Below are 20,370 nucleotides of genomic sequence, written 5' to 3' on the forward strand. Positions count from 1 at the left end.
AAATAAGTAAGAATAGCAATGTTTAAAAGGATAATAACGATGAATAAAATTACCACAGGACTACTACTGGCAACGGCTCTATTTAGTGCATCATCAATGGCTGCTGGTGATCCTGTCGCTGGGAAAGCAAAATCAGCAATATGCGCAGCCTGCCATGGTGCGGATGGAATGGCTCTTATTGATGGCTATCCAAACATTAAAGGTCAAAATTCGGCATACATTCAATCTTCTCTTAAAGCTTATCGTTCTAAGCAAAGAAACGGTGGGTTAGCCGTTGTGATGCAAGCTCAAGCTATGTTGTTAAATGATCAGGATATTGAGAACTTAGCGGCTTACTATTCGTCATTAAAGTAATCGCCACTAAAGTAATCGTTGCTGAATAAGCTCCTTGAAGTTATTTGAGTAGATTAGGTATTAATTAAGGGACTAAAATGAAGAAAATTGAAGCGATCATTAAGCCATTCAAATTAGATGATGTACGTGAAGCATTGGCTGAAGTTGGTATTACTGGTATGACGGTTTCAGAAGTAAAAGGTTTCGGTCGTCAAAAAGGCCATACGGAACTGTATCGTGGTGCAGAGTATATGGTGGACTTTTTACCTAAGGTAAAACTGGAAATCGTAGTGAATGGCGACGTGGTCGAACAATGCATTGATACCATTATTGAAACGGCGCAAACTGGAAAAATTGGTGACGGTAAAATTTTCGTCACTGACGTTGAACGAGTGGTTCGAATCCGTACCGGTGAAGAAGACGAAGACGCTATTTAGTTCTTTGATTATAGAGAGTCACTTGGGGATATCCTCAAGTGACTCCAATCACTATTTTAAAGGAGCGAAAGCTCCTTTTTTATTAGGAGAATTTTAATGACAAAGTGGTACGCAAGAATAGTGGCAGTGTTGAGCTGCTCGGCACTGATATTTTTGCTGTTATTTCGAGGGTTGTTTAATATACCAGAACAACCACAACTGTTGTTACCTAACGAGAACCCGTCATCAGAGGTAAAGCAGTGTTATAAAAACCCTACGTCTAAGCCCATTGATGACAATGGCACCATCTCCTTGTTAGTTTGGAATCTCTATAAGCAAAACAACTCTTCTTGGCGGTCAGAATTAGACCGTTACAGCCAACAGCGTCAACTAATTTTGTTACAGGAAGTCAGTTTAACCGATGAGTTTGCATCTTGGCTGTCTAGTAAGCCCTGGGGGAGCCAGTACGTAAACGCATTTAAAGTTTTTGATACCAGTGCCGGCGTATTGAATCTCGCCTCTCAGATGCCGTCTGAAGCGTGTGCGTATGTTCAAGTAGAACCTTGGTTACGTCTGCCAAAATCGGCGCTCTATGCGCGTTATCGACTGAGTAATGGCGAATACTTAGCCGTGATTAATCTTCATGCTATCAATTTTACTTTTGGCGTGTCTGACTACCAAAAGCAGATAGATACATTACGTCGAATTGTTCAGCGTCATACTGGTCCGCTTATTCTTGCTGGAGATTTTAATACTTGGAGTGAGTCAAGAATGGCGTCTGTTCGGCAAGTGACGGGATCTTTAAAGTTAAAAGAGGTGACGTTTAAGCCTGATGATCGTAAGCGCTTTATTACAGGTCTGCCCCTTGACCATATTTTTGTCGCTAATTTAGACGTTATCAACGCAAAAGCGCCCATCACGGACGCTTCAGATCATAACCCTATGCTGGTTGAACTTAGAATATCAGGATATACAAAGCCCAAATAATAAAGTAACCCAGCCACGGTATGGATGCGATTAACAATGCTTGGCGTTGAGTGAACTCTGTCCATGCACCAATGGCGGCATAGCCTAATACAATATACCAAGGTAAAAGCAGAGGAAAAGCACTGGCAAATCCTGACCATTGACTGGTTAGAGGCAGTTTTAGCAAGCCATTCAAGCTATTTAGATCCGCAGCATAATTCATGACTTGTCCATGGTTTACCAATAGATTGACGTAGCTGGCAAGGTCCCCTAAAACAGCAGGGAATATAACCACCGATGCCCCTGCAAACCATTTCCAATAACCGTGCTGATACTTACTTGGCTTGGCTGCAAGCATAAACCAGAAAGCCAGCAAACCAATCACAAGAGTACGATTTAAAATATCGTTAATAATTTCACTTGCCATCAACGTGTTGGCGTCTAATTGAGTGACGATATTTTGATCGGTTTGACTGATAAGAGCGGCTTTTAGCCATTCAAAATCGACGACATCGAAATAGGCTCCCCAAAATAGAAACGGGCTGATAAGCAATAATATGTAGATCTGCCATCCCCACATCCCCTTTTGATAGAGTGCGGAAAAACAGGATGTTGGCGCTCGGAATATATCAAGCAACATAATGAGCGGATTGCTAGATGGAATGATCATACACTTACCTTAGTTACATCGACGTACAGTTTTAGTTTTTGTCCTGGTTGAATATATTTCTGCTTAGTAAGGTTATTCCATTTAACAATATCTGAGCTTTTTACTTTAAACTTATTGGCTATTGCGCTGATGGTATCACCATTGCGAACTTTATAATTAACGGTGCGAATGATGGCGCCATCACTGCTGTTTTTCCAGATAACTATTTTTTGCCCAACGCGCAATGTATCTCTTGGTCCCATGCCATTCCACTTTGCTAGTGACTGATAAGAAACGTTATTTTTTCTAGAGATACTCCATAAACTTTCACCTGATAACACCGTGTGAGTGACTTTATATTTGCCTCTGGCAATAGACTGAGTTTTGGCTAGTCTATTTTTGGCACTCAGGGTATAGGTTTTGTCGCTACCTGTTGAGGTAGGGATCATCAAAAATTTTCCGGCGCGTATGTTGTTATTAGTTAAACCATTTGCGGTGCGAATAATCTTGGCTGTCGTATTGTGTTTTCTGGCAATAACACTAATGGAATCACCAGCTTTTACTTTGTAGCGAACAAGCTTGACGCCTTTGCCACGGTTTTCAAGCGCAGATTTATTAAATTGTTCAACATTACTGGCAGGAATCAAAAAGTGGTGTGGGCCTTCTGGTGCTGTTGCCCATTGATTATATGCAGGGTTGTAGCTTTGTAACTGTTTCACGCTTAGGCCAGCATAATTAGCGGCAATGGCTAAATCGAGCTGTTCTTTTGGATCGACTAACTCCAAAACGGGTTTGTTAGCAATGGCAGGAATAGTGATACCGTATTTCTCTTGATTTGCGACAACATCAGCCAATGCGAGTAGTTTTGGTACATAACCACTGGTTTCTTTAGGCAGATCTAATGAGAAGAAATCGATAGGTTTGTTGGCTTTTTCATTCTTGGTAATCGCTCTAGAAACGCGTCCACCGCCGCTGTTATACGCTGCGATCGCGTGGCTCCAATTACCGTTAAAGCGTTTATTTAAGTAGGTAAGGTAGTTAAGAGCTGCATCGGTTGCTGCATCGACGTCGCGACGGCCGTCATACCAGTAATTCTGCTCTAGGCCGTACATCTTTCCTGTTCCAGGAACGAATTGCCATAACCCAGCAGCACTGCCGTGTGAATATGCAAATGCATCGAAGGCACTTTCAACCACAGGTAGCAGTGCTAGCTCTAATGGCAGTTGGCGCTGTTCAATTTTCTCAACAATCAAATATAAAAAAGGCTCAGCGCGTTGTGAAATCGTTGCGAGGTGTTTGGGGTGTTTAATATACCAATCACGATAGTAATCTATCGTTTTGTGATCTGGCACAGGTAGATAGAGCTGCATTGCAATTCGTTGCCAAATATCTTCTTGCTGCCATGGCGTTGCAGCAGTGGGAGATTCTACGGTGAGAGAGGCCGAATTGGCATCTGACGCGGAGTGTTCTGTTGTCGCAATACCGCTGTTATCGTCAATAACATCAGATTGATTTTTAATAGAATTTGTATCGCGATTTTCAGCACTATGTGTCGACGCATCATTTTGTTGGACTGATTGGCAACCAGCCAAGAGCAGCACTACAGCCCAACTAAATAGAATTCTCATTAATCTAACCTTTTTCAAAATTGGCTGCTGATGATACTTGTGCTCAATTGTTGATACAAGGCAGAAAATGTTAAAATGCGTTCTTCCACTCTCTGAGTGCGCTAAAGATAGTCACAGGACGGGTGTCCCTAACTCTGTTTGATACGGAGTTTATAATGCTGGGCTGCTCTACCCTTAAAAATGGGTTGATCCACTTCTCCTGCCTTAATGTCGTGGGCAGCGTGGGTTTGTTTTCACTTCTAAGGCGATAAACTTCTTCTCTGTATTGAAGAAGCTGTTGGTTATCGGGTTCTACCGCTAACGCGAAAGCGATGTTACTGGTGGTGTACTCATGAGCAGGATAAATTTCAGTCTCTTCTGGCAAACAGAGTATCTTATTTAACGACTCGAACATCTGCTCGTTTGTGCCTTCAAAAACACGGCCACAGCCTGCTGAGAATAGAACATCGCCGCAGAACAGTTTTCCATCGCCAACATAACCGATATGACCACTTGTGTGGCCAGGTAGGTCGATAACCAGAAATGTTTCATCGAATAGAGAGAATTGGTTTCCTGCCGGCATCGGATGGGTGAGTGATTCGATATTATCGTTTTCAGGACCAACCACCTTGATATGAGGAAATTCAGATCTTAGTGCTGGAATACCACCAATATGGTCTTGATGGTGATGAGTGATGAGTATCGCTTCTAATGTTAACCCATGTTCATTGAGGTAATTCAAAACGGGTTGAGCCTCTCCGGGATCAACTATTGCACAACGTAAATCGTGATTTTCAATTAGCCAGATGTAATTGTCATTAAATGCGGGTATGCTCTTGATGGTTAACATTTTGTTCTCCAGCTACGGAATGATGAAATTAAGTGATGAAACCAGCTCGTACTACACGAAAACTTGAGAAACCACACTCATGGCAGCAATTAAAAAATGGCCAATGGGTATCCGAATCTATCCAAATGAGATTGGATGAATGGTGCCCTAAGTTATTTGGTTATCATATGCTTAAACTTGGTGGTTTAAGTTGTGAGATTGCCAGTAGTATGTGCAATATACAACATCAAGTTAATGTCGATATAAAAAACCCTTTGCATAATGTTATCGCTGATAGCTGCAACTTACCATTTTTAGAGAAAAGTTTTGATGTCATTTTGCTGGCTCATCAACTGGATTACAGCAATGATCCCCACTGTTTATTAAGAGAAATAGATAGGGTAATGATTGATGACGGCTATCTGATATTAACGGGGTTTAATCCAATAAGCCTGACTGGCGTGAATAGCTTAATGCCATGGCGAAAAAATAATTTACCTTGGAGTGGACGAATGTTTACGCCAAATCGGATACGTGATTGGTTGGGATTACTTAACTATCAAGTGATTCACTCAGATCAGTATGCGGTTTTACCTTGGAATCATCCTGTCTGGACGTGGGCAGAGAGTGGGCTAGGGGACTGTATAACACCTTTCGGTAGCTTATATTTTATTGTCGCAAGAAAAAGAACCTATCCGCTTAAACTCATAAAGCCCCATTGGCGACTAAAAAGAAGATTGTCACCAGTGGGAGTAAATTGCCGAATTCGATAGATTTTTAGCTATTATTGGCTGCTATATAGCCTTGGTCTATCTCGGTAGGGTTTTCTGCAGCCGCTCTGGCTATGTCATCGCAGATCTCATTTTCTCTATGCCCTGCGTGGCCCTTAACCCATTTCCATTCAACTTGATGGCGAGCGGACTCCGTGTCCAGTGCTTGCCATAAGTCAGCATTTTTAACTGGCTTTTTGTCGGCGGTTTTCCAGCCGCGCTTTTTCCAATTGTGTATCCATTGAGTGATGCCTTGTCTTACATACTGGCTATCCGTGGTTAGCGTTACCTGACATGGTTCCTTCAGTAACTTTAAAGCGACGACGGCCGCCATCATCTCCATACGATTATTGGTGGTAAGTTCAAAGCCTTTTGCGAGCTGCTTTTCGTTCTGTTTGTAACGCAAAACGATGCCATATCCGCCGGGACCGGGATTACCTAAACAAGAACCATCAGTGAAAACTTCAACTTGTTTTGTCATGATTTGATACTATTGGTTATTATTGCTATTTGCTTCGGTATAGTCTGACATACAACTCATTATGAATACTAGTAACAATTCAAACCAACAACGTATTATCGTTCTCGATACTGAAACCACCGGTATGAACCGAGAAGGCGGCCCAACATACTTGGGACATCGCATTATTGAAATTGGTGCCGTGGAAATTATTAACCGCAAATTAACGGGGCGACATTTTCACGTCTACATTAAGCCAGATCGTGAGATTCAACCTGATGCTATTGAAGTTCATGGTATTACTGATGAGTTTTTGCGAGATAAACCTAATTATCGCACCGTACACCAAGAGTTTTTGGATTTCATAAGCGGAGCCGAATTGGTTGCACACAATGCGCCATTTGATGTCGGTTTTATGGATAATGAGTTTAGCATGCTGGACTCCGCCATTGGTAAGACAGAGCAATACTGTAAAATTACCGATACCCTTGCTATGGCGAAGAAGATATTTCCGGGTAAGCGAAATAATCTAGATACGTTGTGTGACCGGTATGGAATCGATAACTCTCATCGGACGCTTCACGGCGCTTTACTCGATGCTGAGATTTTAGCTGACGTATACTTGTTAATGACAGGTGGGCAAACGGCCTTGCAGTTTAATGCCAACAGCCTATCAAATAGTGATGCGGGTTCAGAAACCATTAAACGTGTTGAGATGGGGCGAAAATCACTTAAGGTTTTACAGGCAACGGCCGATGAATTAGATGACCACCAAAGTCGTTTAGATATTGTAGAAAAAGCCGGTGTTTGTCTCTGGCGTCAATAGAGGAAGCTATGTTCAGGATTCTGTGTTTATTGATTTTTATTTTCGCCACGCCATTGAGTTGGTCGCAAACAGAATCCACCATGTCATTGTTGGATAATCGGTTTCGAGTGGACCCCACTGTCGATCAAATATCATTTCTTGTTTATCGTGAGAAACGTTCACGATCCGTTGTTCTAGTGCGCCCTGATGGTAAAAAATACTACGCTTGGAATCATCCTGAGAATGTCTCTTGGTACGAAGAGAATGGCTTGGACATTATTTCTATAGAAAACCCGATGCCGGGACCTTGGCAGGCGGTGGGAAAAGTAACCCCAAGAAATAATATAATTGTTCTTTCCAATTTAAAGTTAAGCGTTGATTCGTTTCCAAATCGCCTATATCACAATGAAAGATTAAAATTTACTGCGCGACTCACCCAAGAGGGAAATCCTTTAGTGTTAAAAGATTTTCTCGATCGCGTTCGGATGAAAGTCTCTTTTATACGTTATGTTCAAGACACGGAAAACCCAGAACTAACAGAAGAGCCTGAGATCGTATCCCTTGGTACATTTAAGGATGATGGCACTGGGTTAGATGAGGTTGCTGGTGATGGCGTATTTACCGTAGAGTTGCCCATTAGCGTGGATGCCGGAAAATATCGTGCACAAATTACGTCTGGTAATGGTGTGTTTTTAAGAGCGGTCGAGCAGACAGTGTTAGTTTATCCAACTCCAGTTGAGGTCACTTTTGTTCAATCTCATGAAGAGGGTGTTGACCATTCCGTGATGATTACAGGCGAGATGGGAATGGTTCTTCCGGGTAGTATTGCCGGACATTTTGAACTCACTTCACCGGATGATAATAAGGTGATTGCTGAAACTTCGGTAGATAAAGATTCTCTATCTACCTCATTGACGATAAAAAATGATATGTCTCCAGGCAAACATGTCTGGAGTGGTAAGATTTATGCGACAGAAGGTGCAGCGCAACGAGAGTTGATGTTCAATATTGAACAGAGCGCGTTTAGCGTCATGCAAAAATTGGATATTGAGAAATCCACCAAAGAATATCAACGAATTCAGGAAGAGAAAAAACGCAGGTTAGAGCAAGAGAGAATTACCCGCGACAGAGAAGACGCTAGAATGAAAGGAATGCTAACGATTCTAGTGGGTAATCTGGTCGTCATTGTTATCGGTCTAATTATCTGGTTTATTATTAGGAAGTTGCGTACTCGCAAAGTGACGCTGCCAGAAATGCAGTTAACCCCTCCTCCTAAGTAATTGATGTGAGCAATATCTTTTTGTTTGATGAAACCCCATTTGATGCTCGACAGCAAAAATCAAATGGGGTAAAACTCTATGCAGTGCACACACATAGTTTTTAATAGAATTAGAGAGAAAAATCATGTATCAGGATCTAATACGTTCAGAGTTAAATGAAGCCGCTGAAGTTCTCAATAAATTTCTTAGTGACGATGCCAATATTCAGCAGATTGAGTCCGCTGCAAAAATGATTGCGGATTCATTTAAGCAAGGGGGCAAAGTACTCTCTTGTGGTAATGGAGGCTCTCACTGTGACTCCATGCATTTTGCGGAAGAGTTGACGGGACGCTATAGAGAGAATCGACCAGGCTATCCGGGTATCGCAATTTCAGATCCAAGCCATCTTTCATGCGTGAGTAATGATTTTGGTTACGATTTTGTTTTTTCTCGTTATGTAGAAGCTGTCGGCTCAAAAGGCGATGTATTGTTTGGCTTATCGACATCTGGAAACTCAGGTAATATCCTAAAAGCCATTGATGCTGCTAAAGCAAAAGGAATGTCAACCATTGCTTTAACAGGTAAAGATGGTGGAAAAATGGCTGGATTGGCTGACATTGAGATACGAGTACCACATTTTGGCTACGCTGATCGTATTCAAGAGATTCATATCAAGATCATTCATATCATTATTCAGCTAATTGAAAAAGAGATGGAAAAATAAAGGGTAAGTGATAGACCATGTGTGAATTGCTCGGCATGAGTGCGAATGTGCCCACCGATATCTGTTTTAGTTTTGCAGGGTTAATGCAACGAGGAGGAAGAACGGGTCCTCATCGAGATGGCTGGGGGATTACCTTCTATGAAGGAAAAGGCTTTCGTACTTTTAAGGATCCTAATCCTAGCTGCAACTCAAAAATTGCCGAATTAGTACAAAATTATCCAATAAAAAGTCGCTCTGTGATTAGTCATATCCGGCAAGCTAATCGTGGCGGTGTGAATTTAGAGAATACCCATCCTTTCACAAGAGAGCTGTGGGGGCGTTATTGGACTTTTGCTCACAATGGTCAACTTACGGATTATGAAAGCTTGGCAACAGGCAGACATCGTCCGGTTGGCAATACCGATAGTGAGCTGGCATTTTGCTGGCTTCTCAATCAGCTAGAAGAGAGATACCCGGAACCACCACAAGATCTTTGTGGCATGTTTCAGTACGTGGCAGAGTGCTGCGAACAACTGAAAACGCTGGGTGTTTTTAACATGCTGTTGAGTGATGGTGAGTATGTAATGACATTTTGCACCAATCATCTTTATTGGATCACTAGAAGAGCTCCTTTCGGCAAAGCGAGCTTGATTGATGAAGATATGACGGTGAACTTTCAGGAAGAGACAACGCCAGATGATGTTGTTTCTGTTGTGGCAACTCAGCCTCTGACTGATAATGAAAATTGGCGACGAATGAAGCCGGGAGAGTATAACCTTTTCCACTTTGGTGAAGTCATTGATTGCAATAAAGAGAGCTTACAGCATATTGAATATGCAGAAGCGAAACCCAAATCTCAGGCGCCAACGGCACCATTAGAGTAGGTTTTATTCTTTTGTCACTAAAAACAAATAACGCTTATAATTGGACGAAACGTCCATTTATAAGCGTTAAAGATTCGTTTCAAGCAACGGATTGAGAGACGGTTAATTCGCTAATCTGCGGCGTAACCGTTAGCAGCTAACTGCTCACCATCCAAAACCGCATCCCCCTCTTGCATGGAAAGCCTGCCGGCTAAAAACCACTGTATCGTTAAAGGGTAAATACTGTGCTCTTGCACTTGGATACGTTGCTGTAACGTGTCGACATCATCGTCAGCAAATACCGGTACTTTGGCTTGTAAAATGACAGGGCCACCGTCTAACTCTTCGGTGACAAAGTGAACGCTGGTTCCATGTTCTTTATCACCCGCTTCGATGGCTCTTTGATGAGTGTGTAACCCCGGGTATTTAGGCAGTAATGAGGGGTGAATGTTGAGCATTTTGCCACGATAGTGGCGCACAAATTCACTACTTAATATACGCATATAACCCGCCAGAATGATTACGTCGGGGTTATAGCTGTCAATCTGCTGCATCAGTTGTTGATCATATGCTTCACGAGACTCACATCCTTTGCTATCAACAAAGTGAGCGTCAATATTTGCCAGCTTTGCTCGTTCCAATCCGTAAGCGTCTCGACGATTAGAAAACACTGCAGTAACTTGGCCGAGTGAGTCCGAGGCATCAACATTAAACGTATCGATAATAGCTTGTAAATTACTGCCGTTACCGGAGATTAACACCACAATATTCTGCATATACTACACTACCTTAATTCGGGGTATCTATCATCACTCTACTTGATTTCGACTTGTTCTTCACCTTCATCTGCATCGGCAATGGAACCTATTACCCATGCGTTCTCTCCCTCAGCATTGAGCAACTGAACGGCCTTATCTGCTTGCTGTTGAGGAAGTGCGATCACTAAACCGACACCACAGTTAAATGTGCGATACATTTCAAACGTATCAACATTGCCTTTCTCTTGTAACCAGTTGAAGATGTCAGGCCATTGCCAGCTATTTTTATCAATCACAGCTTTGCTGCCTTGCGGTAATACTCTCGGAATATTTTCCCAGAAACCGCCACCAGTAATGTGTGAGATAGCATGAATATCATGCTGCTCGATTAACTTAAGAGCCGATTTTATGTAGATTTTGGTGGGTTCTAAAAGCAGTTCGCCAATTGTTTTACCATTCAGCTCTTCATCGAGGTTTGCATTCGATACTTGTAGAATTTTGCGGATAAGTGAGTAGCCATTTGAGTGGGGGCCACTTGAACCTACGGCGATTAAGGCATCACCACAAGCGACTTTACTTCCATCAATAACGTCGGCTTTCTCTACTACGCCAACACAGAAACCTGCGACATCATAGTCTTCACCTTCATACATCCCAGGCATTTCTGCGGTTTCACCACCAATAAGGGCACATCCAGATTGGATACATCCTTCACCAATACCGGTCACTACGTCGGCAGCTGTGTCTACATCCAGTTTACCTGTTGCGTAGTAATCTAGAAAAAACAGTGGCTCAGCACCTTGAACAATCAAGTCGTTCACACACATAGCGACTAAATCAATACCTATGGTATCGTGCTTTTTCATATCCAGTGCTAGTCGAAGTTTCGTTCCTACGCCATCGGTACCAGAGACCAGTAAAGGTTGTTTATACTTAGTTGGCAGTTCACACAATGCACCAAATCCACCAAGCCCACCCATTACCTCTGGACGGCGCGTGCGTTTTACCACACCTTTAATTCGGTCAACTAAAGCGTTACCTGCGTCTATATCTACACCGGCGTCTTTGTAACTTAAAGAAGATTTATTGGCACTCACGGGATGTCCTCGTCATGTCATTTAAGATGTGAAAGTCGGCGCTATTCTAACCGAGATACAGCAAGAAGGAAAACGTTTGCGCAACAAAAAATATCTGCAAGATTTTCTCGGCAAAAACAATAAAAAACCGTATAATCACAAGGTTTATTTAAATATTGCCGGAGATGAAAATGAAAGTTGTTGAAGTAATGCACCCATTGGTTAAACACAAAGTAGGTTTAATGCGAGAAGGGGACATCAGCACTAAGCGTTTTCGTGAGTTAGCTACTGAAGTTGGTAGCTTGTTAACTTACGAAGCAACCTCAGACTTTGAGACTGAAAAAGTGACAATTGAAGGTTGGGATGGTCCGGTTGAGGTTGATCAGATCAAAGGCAAGAAAGTGACTGTGGTGCCAATTCTTCGTGCTGGTTTAGGTATGATGGATGGTGTGTTGGAACATGTACCAAGTGCTCGTATTAGCGTTGTTGGTATTTATCGTGATGAAGAGACATTAGAGCCGATTCCATACTTTAATAAGTTGGCATCAAATATTGATGAGCGTATTGCGTTGGTTGTCGATCCTATGTTGGCGACGGGTGGTTCGATGATCGCTACGATAGATCTGCTAAAAGATAAAGGTTGTAAGTACATCAAGGTATTGGTTTTAGTTTCTGCACCTGAAGGTATTGCTGCTCTTGAGAAAGCACATCCTGATGTTGAGTTATATACGGCTGCAATTGATGAGAAGCTAAATGATAAAGGTTACATTGTTCCTGGTTTAGGGGACGCTGGTGACAAGATTTTTGGTACAAAATAAACGTTAATTAACGTCCAGTGAGAGTTATTTTACTCAATTTAGTCAGGTAAATAGAGGCTTGATAAAGTAGAAGCATTGGAACGGTTTAATAAAAAAATAGCGGCGGATGTGTAATGCATCCGCCGCTATTTTTTTGCTATTTAAACGACATGCTAACAAATTGACTCTGATAGCATGCCGCTTGGATATTATGCTTGTTCTTCTTCAATTTGAGCATTATCCACAACATGGTTTTCACCAAGGTCATTTGGTAATACTAGATTAAGCACAATAGCGACGATACCGCATAGGCTTACGCCTTGTAAGCTGAACTCACCGATACCAAATGCCATACCACCAATACCAAATACTAGCGTAACAGCAACAATAGCTAAATTACGGGATTTATGTAGATCAACATTGTTTTTGATTAAGGTATTTAGACCAACGGTTGCGATTGAGCCGAACAGCAGAATCATAATGCCGCCCATAACAGGTACAGGGATAGTTTGCAGTATTGCTCCAAGCTTACCGACTAATGCAAGTACAATGGCGGTAACCGCAGCCCATGTCATGATGGCAGGGTTATAAGCTTTGGTTAACATAACAGCGCCGGTTACTTCACTGTAAGTGGTGTTAGGTGGCGCACCCAACATTGAGGCAGCCATGGTTGCGACACCATCACCTGTGATTGTGCGGTGAAGGCCTGGTTTTTTCAGGTAATCTTTTCCAGTTACGCTGGATATCGCCAGCATATCCCCAACGTGTTCAACGGCTGGAGCAATAGCGACTGGGATCATAAAGAGGATGGCATTAATGTTGAACTCTGGTGCGGTGAAGTTAGGTAGTGCAAACCATGCGGCATTGCTTACCGGTGAAAAATCAACGACACCAAACATAAGGCTTAAAAGGTAACCGACAGTAATGCCACCAAAAATAGGCAGTAACTTCATGAAACCTTTTGCAAACACACTAATCGCGATAGTAGCAATTAATGAGAGACTAGAAATCCACAGTGCGTGATCGGCGTTGATTAGTTGTACTGCACCATCTCCGGTTTTACCAAGAGCCATGTTTACTGCCACAGGAGCAAGACCTAAACCGATAACCATAATGACCGGGCCTACCACAACAGGTGGAAGTAACTTATGAATAACTTCAACACCTTTGGCTTTTATTAGAGCACCGAGTAATACATAAACAAAGCCCGCAGCCATTAGGCCACCCATGGTACTGGCAATACCCCAGGTTTGAACACCGAACATGATAGGAGCTATAAAAGCGAAAGAAGAAGCAAGGAAGATAGGAACAGAGCGTCGAGTAATAAGTTGAAAGAGAAGGGTTCCGAGGCCAGCGCCAAATAGTGCAACATTAGGGTCCAGTCCAGTGAGTAGCGGCACTAGAACAAGTGCACCAAATGCAACGAAGAGCATTTGAGTACCCTGAAGTATGTTAGTCATTAATCCATCCTTTAAGAAGTGCAAAACAAAATTCGCAGGATTCTACCACCAATGTAATCGATTGCCTTATCATTTTTGATTTGCTAGTGTGATAAATGTCACATTTAAAAATGCAAGTAATAGCAAAGATAAAAGATGAAAATGGTAATCATAACAATGCGAAATTCGCGGTGTGCTATTTTATGTCCAATTTCTACCATAACTGAATCAGTTGACCTTGCTCCTATAGCAAGAGTTGCTTATCATCGCTATTCACTATCAATATATTATTAGGGTCAGTATGCGCCATCTCGCTATTTTCTTAATGGGACTACTTGTTTTACCTGTTTATGCCGCCGTCAAAGTAGATGTGTATCGAACAGAGGTTGTTCTGGATGAAAATGATGTTGATACAGAAAAGGCAGCAAAAGCTGCTGGTTTTCAACAAGTCATTATTAAAGCGTCTGGTGATAAAAACTCAGCGTCTAATCCGGTAGTGTTAAAAGCATCACGTCAGAGTAGCCAGTATCTTACTCAGATCAGTTATGGTGAGCATCTTGGCGGCAAAACTTTAAAGATGTTGTTTAATCCTCCTCAGATTCAGTCGCTATTAATGCAAGCTGAATTACCTTTTTGGTCTGATGTTCGTTCAAACCTAGTGGTTTGGATTGTTGAAGAGTCTCAATACCAACGTGCGATACTGTGGGAGCAATCTGGCAGTAGTGCGATGAACCAGTTTAAGTATTTTGCTGATTTGAGAGGGCTGCCAGTAACTATTCCGGTGGGAGATATTGATGATGTGGTCAGTATCACCGCTCCAGAGTTGTGGGGTGGTTTTGTTTCACCGATTAGTATGGCTAGCCAAAGATATAATGGAGATGCTGTGCTGGTGGTAAGAATTCAGCAATCTGCCAGTCAAAGTACAATTCGTTGGACTCTTTATGATGAGAAACCCGCGTTTATGGAAGAGTCTAAGCGTCAACCGCTATCTGGCTTTTCTCGGGGGGAAACTCATGTTGCACTAGAACAAGTTGTTGATGAAGTGAGTAATTATTACGCAGAAAAAAGCGCCGTGAGAAACTCTGGAGAATTAACGGGTACAGTGGATGTGCAGTTTATTAATATCACCTCATCAAACCGCTTTTTCACGTTAGAGAAATTACTGAAAGAGAAGAACTCAGTTGCCAGTTTAAGTGTGCAGAAAGTAGTAGGAAATGAAGTTACATTTACGGTGAATTTATTAAGCTCTATTGAAGAGTTTGAAGCTGAGTTGCTACAGAGTGACAATATAGAGAAATTTGAAATAGATACGTTGCCTTCTGTTGGTTCGAGTATTGATGTAAATAGTGATGTAACACAATCTGGCGATATGCTTGTTGCGGAGCAGGGCGTTGACGAGGTATCTGTTCAACCCGTTCAGGTTGATAATAACGTATCTCAACCCGTCGTTGAGGAGACGTCAATGGATGTTGATTCAGGTTTGGTCAATGAAGATATAACGGCGAATAAACCGATTGTTTTTGAATGGATAGATTAATAAAGAAAGAGCCGCAATAGCGGCTCTTTCTTTAGAGATGGTTATTTTTTCTCGGCGTAACTCGCTTTCTCTTGCTTTTCTACTTCTGATAGTTTGGTTAGCTTGAGACCAAGTTCTCTACCTCGACTCCTTGCATAAAGGATATTGCCGACAAAAGCGATACAAGTTAACAGTAACTCCACTAACGCTAGCCAGCGCTCACCTTGATCAACATATAATATTGTTAACGAGTGTAAAAAGTAGAGCATCAATACAAAGTTAGCCCAAGCGTGAGTATACGCTTTACCCGTTAATATACCACGCAGTGGAAACAGCAGTGGTATACACCATGCAATGGCGGTGGTGTAAGGGTTTACGTGTGGGTGTGGGGATATGAAAATTTGCCACAACGCGACCCAACTGAATAGCGATAAATAACCAATTAATGCTAGGTATCTAAATTGTTGGGTTCGGTTGTTATCCAATTGTTCCATAACATTTCCTACTAAAGTATCTCTAACACTTGCTCAGGTGGGCGACCATGTTTTGCTTGACCATTTGCCACCACAATCGGTCTTTCAATTAGCTTGGCATTATTTGCCATAGCCATAAAAAGCTGTTCATCACTGAGTGAGCTGTCCGCTAAATTCAACTCTTTATATAATGCTTCTTTGGTACGCATCATATCTCTGACTGAAGTCAATTTGAGTTGGCTATATAACTCTTTTAATGTCTCTACTGAAAGTGTTTCATCCAAATATTTTACTATTTTAGGTTGAATGCCTTTCTCTTCTAGTAGCTGTAAGGTCTGGCGGCTTTTTGAGCATCTCGGGTTGTGATAAATCACGACTTCCATGGTTTTCTCCTTGAGTAACCGTTTAGTTCCACGGTTTTATTGTAATGCTAAGAAACGATCTCGTTGGATCATTAATTGATCAATACGGGCATCATACCTTGCTTGTTCTAAACTACCCAGTTCAACAAGTTGACTTGCCTGAGTAAAGTTTTGTAATGCTTTGTTCCAGCCACCTCGTAAAGCGAAAATCTCTCCCTTGGCTGCTAGGTTTTCTGCTGATTTTCCTTGTTTGCCATAAGCGTCAGCAAGCAGTTGCCAACCATTAATATCATTTGCGTGTTCATGTGTATATCTCTGCAGCAAACTGGCCGCTTGCTTAAACTGTTCTGCTTCTATAAGCGCATTGGCGTAGTTAATGGTCAGTACTGGGTTGTTCGGTTTTTTAGTTAGAGCATTCTCTAATAGCGTGATGGATTGTTGTGGCTGTTTTTTATAAATATATAAATCAGATAAGGCGTCTAAATAGAACGTATTCAATGCGTCTTGTTTGAGCAGGGCGGTTAATAGGGTTTCTGCTTTCTGTAGCTGCTTGGTATCAAGATATACCAGAGCTTGACCGTACTGATAAGTTGGTTTTAACTCTGCGCTGCTCTTTTTCAGGCGACGCTCTAGCCAATCTAATGCTGCCTCAGGTTCAATTTGAGCATGACGAGCCACTACCCGAGCTTTGGCCAAATGATAGTCAATAGATGGTCCCAATTTTAATGGTGGATATTGTTGAGCTCGCGCCCGAGAGTCAGTAATTCGTTCTTGAGGTAATGGGTGAGTCAGTAACATTGCAGGTGGCGTACTGGCGTATCGATACTGATCCGCAAGACGACCAAAAAATTGCGGCATAGCGCGTACGTCAAAACCTGATTTTGCTAAGGTGACGATGCCGAAACGGTCAGCTTCTTTTTCGTTACTTCGGGTGTAGTTAATCTGGCTTTGCATGGAACCCGCCGTTGTCGCTGTCATCGCCGCAATACCAGCCTCGGGTGCCGCGATGGCTAACAGTAACGACCCTGCTAAAGCAGCAATGGTCGCTGGGGTACGTCGGGCTTGTGCCTCCATGCTTCTTGCTAAGTGTCTTTGGGTAACGTGGGCGATTTCGTGAGCCATAACAGAGGCCAGTTCACTTTCGCTGTTTGCATGTAAAAAGAGGCCTGAATGCAACGCAACATAGCCACCGAAGAACGCGAATGCATTAATCATCCGATCTTGAATCATGAAGAACTGAAAAGGCGTCTTTACATCATTGGCGTTGCCGACAAGCTGGTGGCCTAAGTTGCTTATATATTCGTTAAGTACCGGGTCATGAATAATAGGGCTACTTGCCCGCAACATTCGCATATATGCATCACCGTAGACTTTTTCTTGATCTATGGTTAGCGTTCCCGCTGCAGCAGTACCTATATCTGGTAGCTCGACACTAGCGCTAGCTATCGTGGGGGTAATTAGTGATGTTGTCACTAATAGAGCAATGAGAGAGCGTGTTTTTTTTATCATGGGTTGTAGTATGACTCCTGACGCGATATAGCTTTGACAGCATTATTTTTGTATGGTTTCTTTTCGTTCATATTAATAATTTGATCATTAATATAAGGTTAATAGCCCTTTATTTATTATCGCCTATGTGGATGATAGTGTCTCTCTTTGCTTAAGTAACTTTTGTGTCTGTTTTTCTTTAATTGATCGGGTTGATGCCGCGGTGAATCATGCACCTTGAAATCACTTGAGCGTCTATGACTGGGTATAGATTGTTATAAATAATCGAGAAAGTGAAGCCCTTTTTGTTAAAACGCTTTATACTCGGTGACGTGAGAATGCGATAGGTTTGTCGGTTTGCTCAGGAGATAAGTTACTTTTCTATTGATATTGATGAAGTGTAGCATGATGCCTTGTGTTTTGGATTTACGTAAAGAAGGCTGTCCCATGGCGCTATTGCTTGCTAAAAGAGCAAGCCAAAAAATAGGTTCAGGCCAGTTAGATGTGTATGTGTCTGACAAAAGTTCTATGTTGGATATCCTCCGTTATTTAGATAAAAATAATTTTTCTGTAAATGTTGATGATAGTCGTGAGTTCTATCTGTTAACGATAATTAAAAAGAGTACCTGTTCCGATGTTTGATATGGTTAACCGCTGGTATAAAAGACGTTTCTCAGATCCAAATGCGGTAAGTTTAGTTGCCATTCTGTTGTTTGGTTTTGTCATTATCTATTTTTTCGGTCACTTGATTGCCCCTCTATTAGTGGCAATTGTTCTTGCCTATTTACTGGAGTGGCCAGTAAACAAACTAGCAAAACTGGGCTTACCTAGGACGCTGTCAGTCGCTTTGGTTTTGGTTATGTTTGTCGGTTTAATGATTTTGGCCTTCTTTGGGCTTATACCGACAGTTTGGAACCAAGTCGGTAATTTAATTAATGATATTCCTGTTATGTATGCAGGGCTGCAAGAATTTTTAAACTCCATGCCGGATAAGTATCCAGAGCTCGCCAACTTGCAGATTGTTGAATCGATAGTAAATAACACCAAAAGTAAGGTTATCGGTTTAGGTGAAACTGTTGTTAAAGGGTCATTGGCATCGCTAGTGAGCATTGCGGCAATCGCAGTTTATATGATTTTAGTGCCTCTACTGGTGTTCTTTTTGTTGAAAGATAGAGATGAGATGCTGGATACGTTAACGGGCATGTTGCCGAGAGATCGAGTGTTAGCCACTCGGGTTTGGCAGGAGATGAACCAGCAGATTTCAAACTATATTCGCGGCAAAGTGATGGAGATCTTAATTGTTGGAGGAGTTAGTTATATCACCTTCGTTATTTTGGATCTGCGTTACTCTGCTTTGTTAGGGGTTGCTGTTGGTTTGTCTGTACTTATTCCTTACATTGGTGCGGCGGCGGTTACCGTTCCGGTTGCGATTGTGGGGCTTTTTCAGTGGGGACTAGAGCCTCAGTTTTATTGGTTGTTAGCCGCTTACGGTATTGTTCAGGCATTAGATGGTAACGTTTTGGTTCCAATCTTGTTTTCTGAAGCCGTTAACCTTCATCCCGTTGCAATTATTAGCGCTGTGTTAGTCTTTGGTGGCCTATGGGGATTCTGGGGAGTCTTTTTTGCGATACCTTTAGCGACACTGGTAAAAGCGGTCTGGAATGCAATTAAGTATCAAGAGGTGGCGGAAGTCACGGCTGAGTAACTTTTCTTTTTGTTAGAAAGCGCCGCCAATAGTTGAGAGCAATTATTGGCGGCGTTGTTTTATGATTGCTGTTTTAAGTAATCCAATACCACTTCATGGTGAGTTTTGGTTTTGAACTTATTAAACACATGTTCAATTACACCGTTTTCGTCAATCAAGAAAGAGATGCGATGAAGGCCGTCATAAATCTTACCCATAAATTTCTTTTCCCCCCAAACACCAAATTGCTCAGCAGCAGAATGATCTTCGTCCGATAACAGAGTGAAATTAAGGTTATCTCTTTCGATAAACTTTCCTAAACGTTTTACTGGGTCAATACTAACGCCTAGAACAACAATACCGAGTTCATCAAGCTCTGCTTTACTGTCTCGTAACCCTTGAGCTTGTACAGTACAGCCTGGTGTCATGGCCTTGGGATAAAAGTAAAATAGTACTTTTTTACCGGCAAAATCAGATATCTTAATGCTATTGCCATCTTGATCTAATAGGGAAACATCCGGGGCTAACTCACCCGCTGTTAGTGTTTTCATGTTGGTCTTCTTCCTTTATTGGCTGTTTTTTATAAAGTTCAGTGAACCTTCTGCCGACAGAAGTTGGCAAAGGTCATTAAACTCTTCCTGAAGTTGCATCAGGTTATATTCTGAATCTACGCTGGCTCGCATAGAGATATGAAACTGGTTATGTTTTTGCTGAACAATGTCTTTATCTATGGTTTGAGCACTGAGCGATGCTAAACCTATCTCTCTGTCCGCAAAAAACTGGGTAAATTGTTCTGTTAAACCTTGTTTATCATCAGATTGAATAAACACTTCTACACGATAGTTGTGCTTGGTTTCTTCATGGGGAAGCGTTCGTTTCATCATGGTAATTAAATCGTGTTCTTGCCCCAACAGCGGCAGGGTTGTTTCTACACGACTTATCTGAATTTTTGTGCCTGAAACTAACATGATGAGGGTAAATTCATTGCCAAAAAGAGCGATACGGCTGTCAACAATATTGCACCCTGCCGAACTGACCAGATGGATAACTTGATTGCTTATGCCCGGTCTGTCAGTGCCTATGGCCGTTATGACTAAATGTTGTGACATTTTGATTC

At 42.0% G+C, this 20,370-nt stretch carries 24 protein-coding genes; 12 read left to right on the forward strand and 12 right to left on the reverse strand.

What is annotated here, in order from left to right; all coding sequences use genetic code 11:
• The first annotated feature begins 96 nt into the window (after nt 1-96).
• From CHJ_RS03675 to CHJ_RS03685, 3 genes are all read left to right on the forward strand, one after another.
• On the forward strand, nt 97-354 hold the full coding sequence (locus CHJ_RS03675; RefSeq protein WP_411861556.1) for a c-type cytochrome: 258 nt from the start codon (nt 97-99) through the stop codon (nt 352-354).
• 77 nt (nt 355-431) lie between these two features.
• Nucleotides 432-770: a nitrogen regulatory protein P-II gene (gene glnB, locus CHJ_RS03680; protein ID WP_171753142.1), complete on the forward strand. Its 339-nt coding sequence runs from the start codon at nt 432-434 to the stop codon at nt 768-770.
• A 96-nt stretch (nt 771-866) separates the two neighbouring features.
• On the forward strand, nt 867-1,736 hold the full coding sequence (locus CHJ_RS03685; protein ID WP_317916900.1) for an endonuclease/exonuclease/phosphatase family protein: 870 nt from the start codon (nt 867-869) through the stop codon (nt 1,734-1,736).
• On the opposite strand, the gene CHJ_RS03690 is transcribed toward CHJ_RS03685, so the two are convergent.
• From CHJ_RS03690 to gloB, 3 genes are all read right to left on the reverse strand, one after another.
• Entirely contained in the window at nt 1,705-2,382 is a 678-nt protein-coding gene (locus tag CHJ_RS03690) for a YIP1 family protein (RefSeq protein WP_171753178.1), read from the reverse strand. The genes CHJ_RS03685 and CHJ_RS03690 overlap by 32 nt on opposite strands.
• On the reverse strand, nt 2,382-3,992 hold the full coding sequence (locus CHJ_RS03695; RefSeq protein WP_317916901.1) for a LysM peptidoglycan-binding domain-containing protein: 1,611 nt from the start codon (nt 3,990-3,992) through the stop codon (nt 2,382-2,384). Before CHJ_RS03695 ends, CHJ_RS03690 begins: the two co-directional genes overlap by 1 nt.
• Before the next feature lie 70 nt (nt 3,993-4,062).
• A complete protein-coding gene (gene gloB, locus CHJ_RS03700) occupies nt 4,063-4,821 on the reverse strand; it encodes a hydroxyacylglutathione hydrolase (protein ID WP_317916902.1) in 759 nt (252 codons plus the stop codon).
• Between the two features lie 35 nt (nt 4,822-4,856).
• Between gloB and CHJ_RS03705 the strand changes: the two genes are divergently transcribed.
• Complete coding sequence (locus tag CHJ_RS03705; RefSeq protein ID WP_171753179.1) at nt 4,857-5,573, forward strand: class I SAM-dependent methyltransferase; 717 nt, start codon at nt 4,857-4,859, stop codon at nt 5,571-5,573.
• Nucleotides 5,574-5,577: 4 nt separating this feature from the next.
• Here the strand turns inward: CHJ_RS03705 and rnhA are convergent, their stop codons facing one another.
• Nucleotides 5,578-6,051, reverse strand: coding sequence for a ribonuclease HI (rnhA, locus tag CHJ_RS03710; protein WP_317916903.1), 474 nt, complete (start codon nt 6,049-6,051; stop codon nt 5,578-5,580).
• A gap of 61 nt (nt 6,052-6,112) precedes the next feature.
• Between rnhA and dnaQ the strand changes: the two genes are divergently transcribed.
• The 4 genes from dnaQ (at nt 6,113) to CHJ_RS03730 (ending at nt 9,681) form a co-directional block, all read left to right on the forward strand.
• Entirely contained in the window at nt 6,113-6,856 is a 744-nt protein-coding gene (gene dnaQ / locus CHJ_RS03715) for a DNA polymerase III subunit epsilon (RefSeq protein WP_171753147.1), read from the forward strand.
• A gap of 8 nt (nt 6,857-6,864) precedes the next feature.
• Nucleotides 6,865-8,115 carry a TIGR03503 family protein gene (locus CHJ_RS03720; protein WP_317916904.1) on the forward strand — a complete coding sequence of 417 codons (1,251 nt, stop codon included), beginning with the start codon at nt 6,865-6,867 and terminating at the stop codon, nt 8,113-8,115.
• Nucleotides 8,116-8,239: 124 nt separating this feature from the next.
• Nucleotides 8,240-8,818 (forward strand): D-sedoheptulose 7-phosphate isomerase, encoded by a 579-nt coding sequence (lpcA, locus tag CHJ_RS03725; RefSeq protein ID WP_171753149.1) that lies wholly within the window; start codon nt 8,240-8,242, stop codon nt 8,816-8,818.
• Nucleotides 8,819-8,835: 17 nt separating this feature from the next.
• A complete protein-coding gene (locus tag CHJ_RS03730; protein WP_317916905.1) occupies nt 8,836-9,681 on the forward strand; it encodes a class II glutamine amidotransferase in 846 nt (281 codons plus the stop codon).
• Between the two features lie 110 nt (nt 9,682-9,791).
• Here the strand turns inward: CHJ_RS03730 and purN are convergent, their stop codons facing one another.
• The gene (gene purN / locus CHJ_RS03735) at nt 9,792-10,436 is read right to left on the reverse strand and encodes a phosphoribosylglycinamide formyltransferase (RefSeq protein WP_317916906.1); all 645 of its coding nucleotides are present in this window, start codon (nt 10,434-10,436) and stop codon (nt 9,792-9,794) included.
• A 38-nt stretch (nt 10,437-10,474) separates the two neighbouring features.
• Entirely contained in the window at nt 10,475-11,515 is a 1,041-nt protein-coding gene (gene purM, locus CHJ_RS03740; RefSeq protein WP_317916907.1) for a phosphoribosylformylglycinamidine cyclo-ligase, read from the reverse strand.
• Between the two features lie 170 nt (nt 11,516-11,685).
• Between purM and upp the strand changes: the two genes are divergently transcribed.
• Nucleotides 11,686-12,312: a uracil phosphoribosyltransferase gene (upp, locus tag CHJ_RS03745; RefSeq protein ID WP_171753153.1), complete on the forward strand. Its 627-nt coding sequence runs from the start codon at nt 11,686-11,688 to the stop codon at nt 12,310-12,312.
• A 188-nt stretch (nt 12,313-12,500) separates the two neighbouring features.
• Here upp and CHJ_RS03750 read toward each other — a convergent pair whose 3' ends face one another.
• Entirely contained in the window at nt 12,501-13,751 is a 1,251-nt protein-coding gene (locus CHJ_RS03750; protein WP_171753154.1) for a uracil-xanthine permease family protein, read from the reverse strand.
• Nucleotides 13,752-14,031: 280 nt separating this feature from the next.
• Between CHJ_RS03750 and CHJ_RS03755 the strand changes: the two genes are divergently transcribed.
• Nucleotides 14,032-15,267, forward strand: coding sequence for a DUF2066 domain-containing protein (locus CHJ_RS03755; RefSeq protein WP_317916908.1), 1,236 nt, complete (start codon nt 14,032-14,034; stop codon nt 15,265-15,267).
• A 41-nt stretch (nt 15,268-15,308) separates the two neighbouring features.
• Here the strand turns inward: CHJ_RS03755 and CHJ_RS03760 are convergent, their stop codons facing one another.
• From CHJ_RS03760 to CHJ_RS03770, 3 genes are read right to left on the reverse strand one after another with little or no spacing between them, the layout of a single operon-like run.
• Nucleotides 15,309-15,740, reverse strand: coding sequence for a DUF2069 domain-containing protein (locus tag CHJ_RS03760; RefSeq protein ID WP_171753156.1), 432 nt, complete (start codon nt 15,738-15,740; stop codon nt 15,309-15,311).
• A gap of 11 nt (nt 15,741-15,751) precedes the next feature.
• Nucleotides 15,752-16,102 (reverse strand): arsenate reductase (glutaredoxin), encoded by a 351-nt coding sequence (gene arsC / locus CHJ_RS03765; protein ID WP_317916909.1) that lies wholly within the window; start codon nt 16,100-16,102, stop codon nt 15,752-15,754.
• Nucleotides 16,103-16,138: 36 nt separating this feature from the next.
• Nucleotides 16,139-17,590 carry a tetratricopeptide repeat protein gene (locus CHJ_RS03770; RefSeq protein WP_317916910.1) on the reverse strand — a complete coding sequence of 484 codons (1,452 nt, stop codon included), beginning with the start codon at nt 17,588-17,590 and terminating at the stop codon, nt 16,139-16,141.
• A 384-nt stretch (nt 17,591-17,974) separates the two neighbouring features.
• Between CHJ_RS03770 and CHJ_RS03775 the strand changes: the two genes are divergently transcribed.
• Both CHJ_RS03775 and CHJ_RS03780 read left to right on the forward strand, forming a co-directional pair.
• A complete protein-coding gene (locus CHJ_RS03775) occupies nt 17,975-18,211 on the forward strand; it encodes a sulfurtransferase TusA family protein (protein ID WP_171753159.1) in 237 nt (78 codons plus the stop codon).
• Entirely contained in the window at nt 18,204-19,274 is a 1,071-nt protein-coding gene (locus tag CHJ_RS03780; protein ID WP_171753160.1) for an AI-2E family transporter, read from the forward strand. Before CHJ_RS03775 ends, CHJ_RS03780 begins: the two co-directional genes overlap by 8 nt.
• A gap of 59 nt (nt 19,275-19,333) precedes the next feature.
• On the opposite strand, the gene bcp is transcribed toward CHJ_RS03780, so the two are convergent.
• Together bcp and CHJ_RS03790 are read right to left on the reverse strand one after the other, a co-directional pair.
• Nucleotides 19,334-19,804 (reverse strand): thioredoxin-dependent thiol peroxidase, encoded by a 471-nt coding sequence (gene bcp, locus CHJ_RS03785; protein WP_171753161.1) that lies wholly within the window; start codon nt 19,802-19,804, stop codon nt 19,334-19,336.
• A gap of 15 nt (nt 19,805-19,819) precedes the next feature.
• A complete protein-coding gene (locus CHJ_RS03790) occupies nt 19,820-20,362 on the reverse strand; it encodes a glycine cleavage system protein R (protein WP_317916911.1) in 543 nt (180 codons plus the stop codon).
• Nucleotides 20,363-20,370: the final 8 nt, after the last annotated feature.

The sequence above is a fragment of the Vibrio sp. MACH09 genome (assembly GCF_033238805.1).
Lineage (GTDB): Bacteria > Pseudomonadota > Gammaproteobacteria > Enterobacterales > Vibrionaceae > Vibrio.

Coding starts and splice junctions, on each gene's coding strand:
- CHJ_RS03790 (WP_317916911.1), bottom strand. CDS start 20,362: ATGTCACAACATTTAGTCATAACGGCCATAGGCACTGACAGACCGGGC.
- CHJ_RS03685 (WP_317916900.1), top strand. CDS start 867: ATGACAAAGTGGTACGCAAGAATAGTGGCAGTGTTGAGCTGCTCGGCA.
- CHJ_RS03750 (WP_171753154.1), bottom strand. CDS start 13,751: ATGACTAACATACTTCAGGGTACTCAAATGCTCTTCGTTGCATTTGGT.
- glnB (WP_171753142.1), top strand. CDS start 432: ATGAAGAAAATTGAAGCGATCATTAAGCCATTCAAATTAGATGATGTA.
- arsC (WP_317916909.1), bottom strand. CDS start 16,102: ATGGAAGTCGTGATTTATCACAACCCGAGATGCTCAAAAAGCCGCCAG.
- purN (WP_317916906.1), bottom strand. CDS start 10,436: ATGCAGAATATTGTGGTGTTAATCTCCGGTAACGGCAGTAATTTACAA.
- rnhA (WP_317916903.1), bottom strand. CDS start 6,051: ATGACAAAACAAGTTGAAGTTTTCACTGATGGTTCTTGTTTAGGTAAT.
- CHJ_RS03775 (WP_171753159.1), top strand. CDS start 17,975: ATGATGCCTTGTGTTTTGGATTTACGTAAAGAAGGCTGTCCCATGGCG.
- dnaQ (WP_171753147.1), top strand. CDS start 6,113: ATGAATACTAGTAACAATTCAAACCAACAACGTATTATCGTTCTCGAT.
- upp (WP_171753153.1), top strand. CDS start 11,686: ATGAAAGTTGTTGAAGTAATGCACCCATTGGTTAAACACAAAGTAGGT.
- CHJ_RS03755 (WP_317916908.1), top strand. CDS start 14,032: ATGCGCCATCTCGCTATTTTCTTAATGGGACTACTTGTTTTACCTGTT.
- CHJ_RS03720 (WP_317916904.1), top strand. CDS start 6,865: ATGTTCAGGATTCTGTGTTTATTGATTTTTATTTTCGCCACGCCATTG.
- CHJ_RS03705 (WP_171753179.1), top strand. CDS start 4,857: ATGAAACCAGCTCGTACTACACGAAAACTTGAGAAACCACACTCATGG.
- CHJ_RS03730 (WP_317916905.1), top strand. CDS start 8,836: ATGTGTGAATTGCTCGGCATGAGTGCGAATGTGCCCACCGATATCTGT.
- bcp (WP_171753161.1), bottom strand. CDS start 19,804: ATGAAAACACTAACAGCGGGTGAGTTAGCCCCGGATGTTTCCCTATTA.
- CHJ_RS03695 (WP_317916901.1), bottom strand. CDS start 3,992: ATGAGAATTCTATTTAGTTGGGCTGTAGTGCTGCTCTTGGCTGGTTGC.
- CHJ_RS03675 (WP_411861556.1), top strand. CDS start 97: ATGGCTGCTGGTGATCCTGTCGCTGGGAAAGCAAAATCAGCAATATGC.
- lpcA (WP_171753149.1), top strand. CDS start 8,240: ATGTATCAGGATCTAATACGTTCAGAGTTAAATGAAGCCGCTGAAGTT.
- CHJ_RS03760 (WP_171753156.1), bottom strand. CDS start 15,740: ATGGAACAATTGGATAACAACCGAACCCAACAATTTAGATACCTAGCA.
- CHJ_RS03770 (WP_317916910.1), bottom strand. CDS start 17,590: ATGATAAAAAAAACACGCTCTCTCATTGCTCTATTAGTGACAACATCA.
- gloB (WP_317916902.1), bottom strand. CDS start 4,821: ATGTTAACCATCAAGAGCATACCCGCATTTAATGACAATTACATCTGG.
- CHJ_RS03780 (WP_171753160.1), top strand. CDS start 18,204: ATGTTTGATATGGTTAACCGCTGGTATAAAAGACGTTTCTCAGATCCA.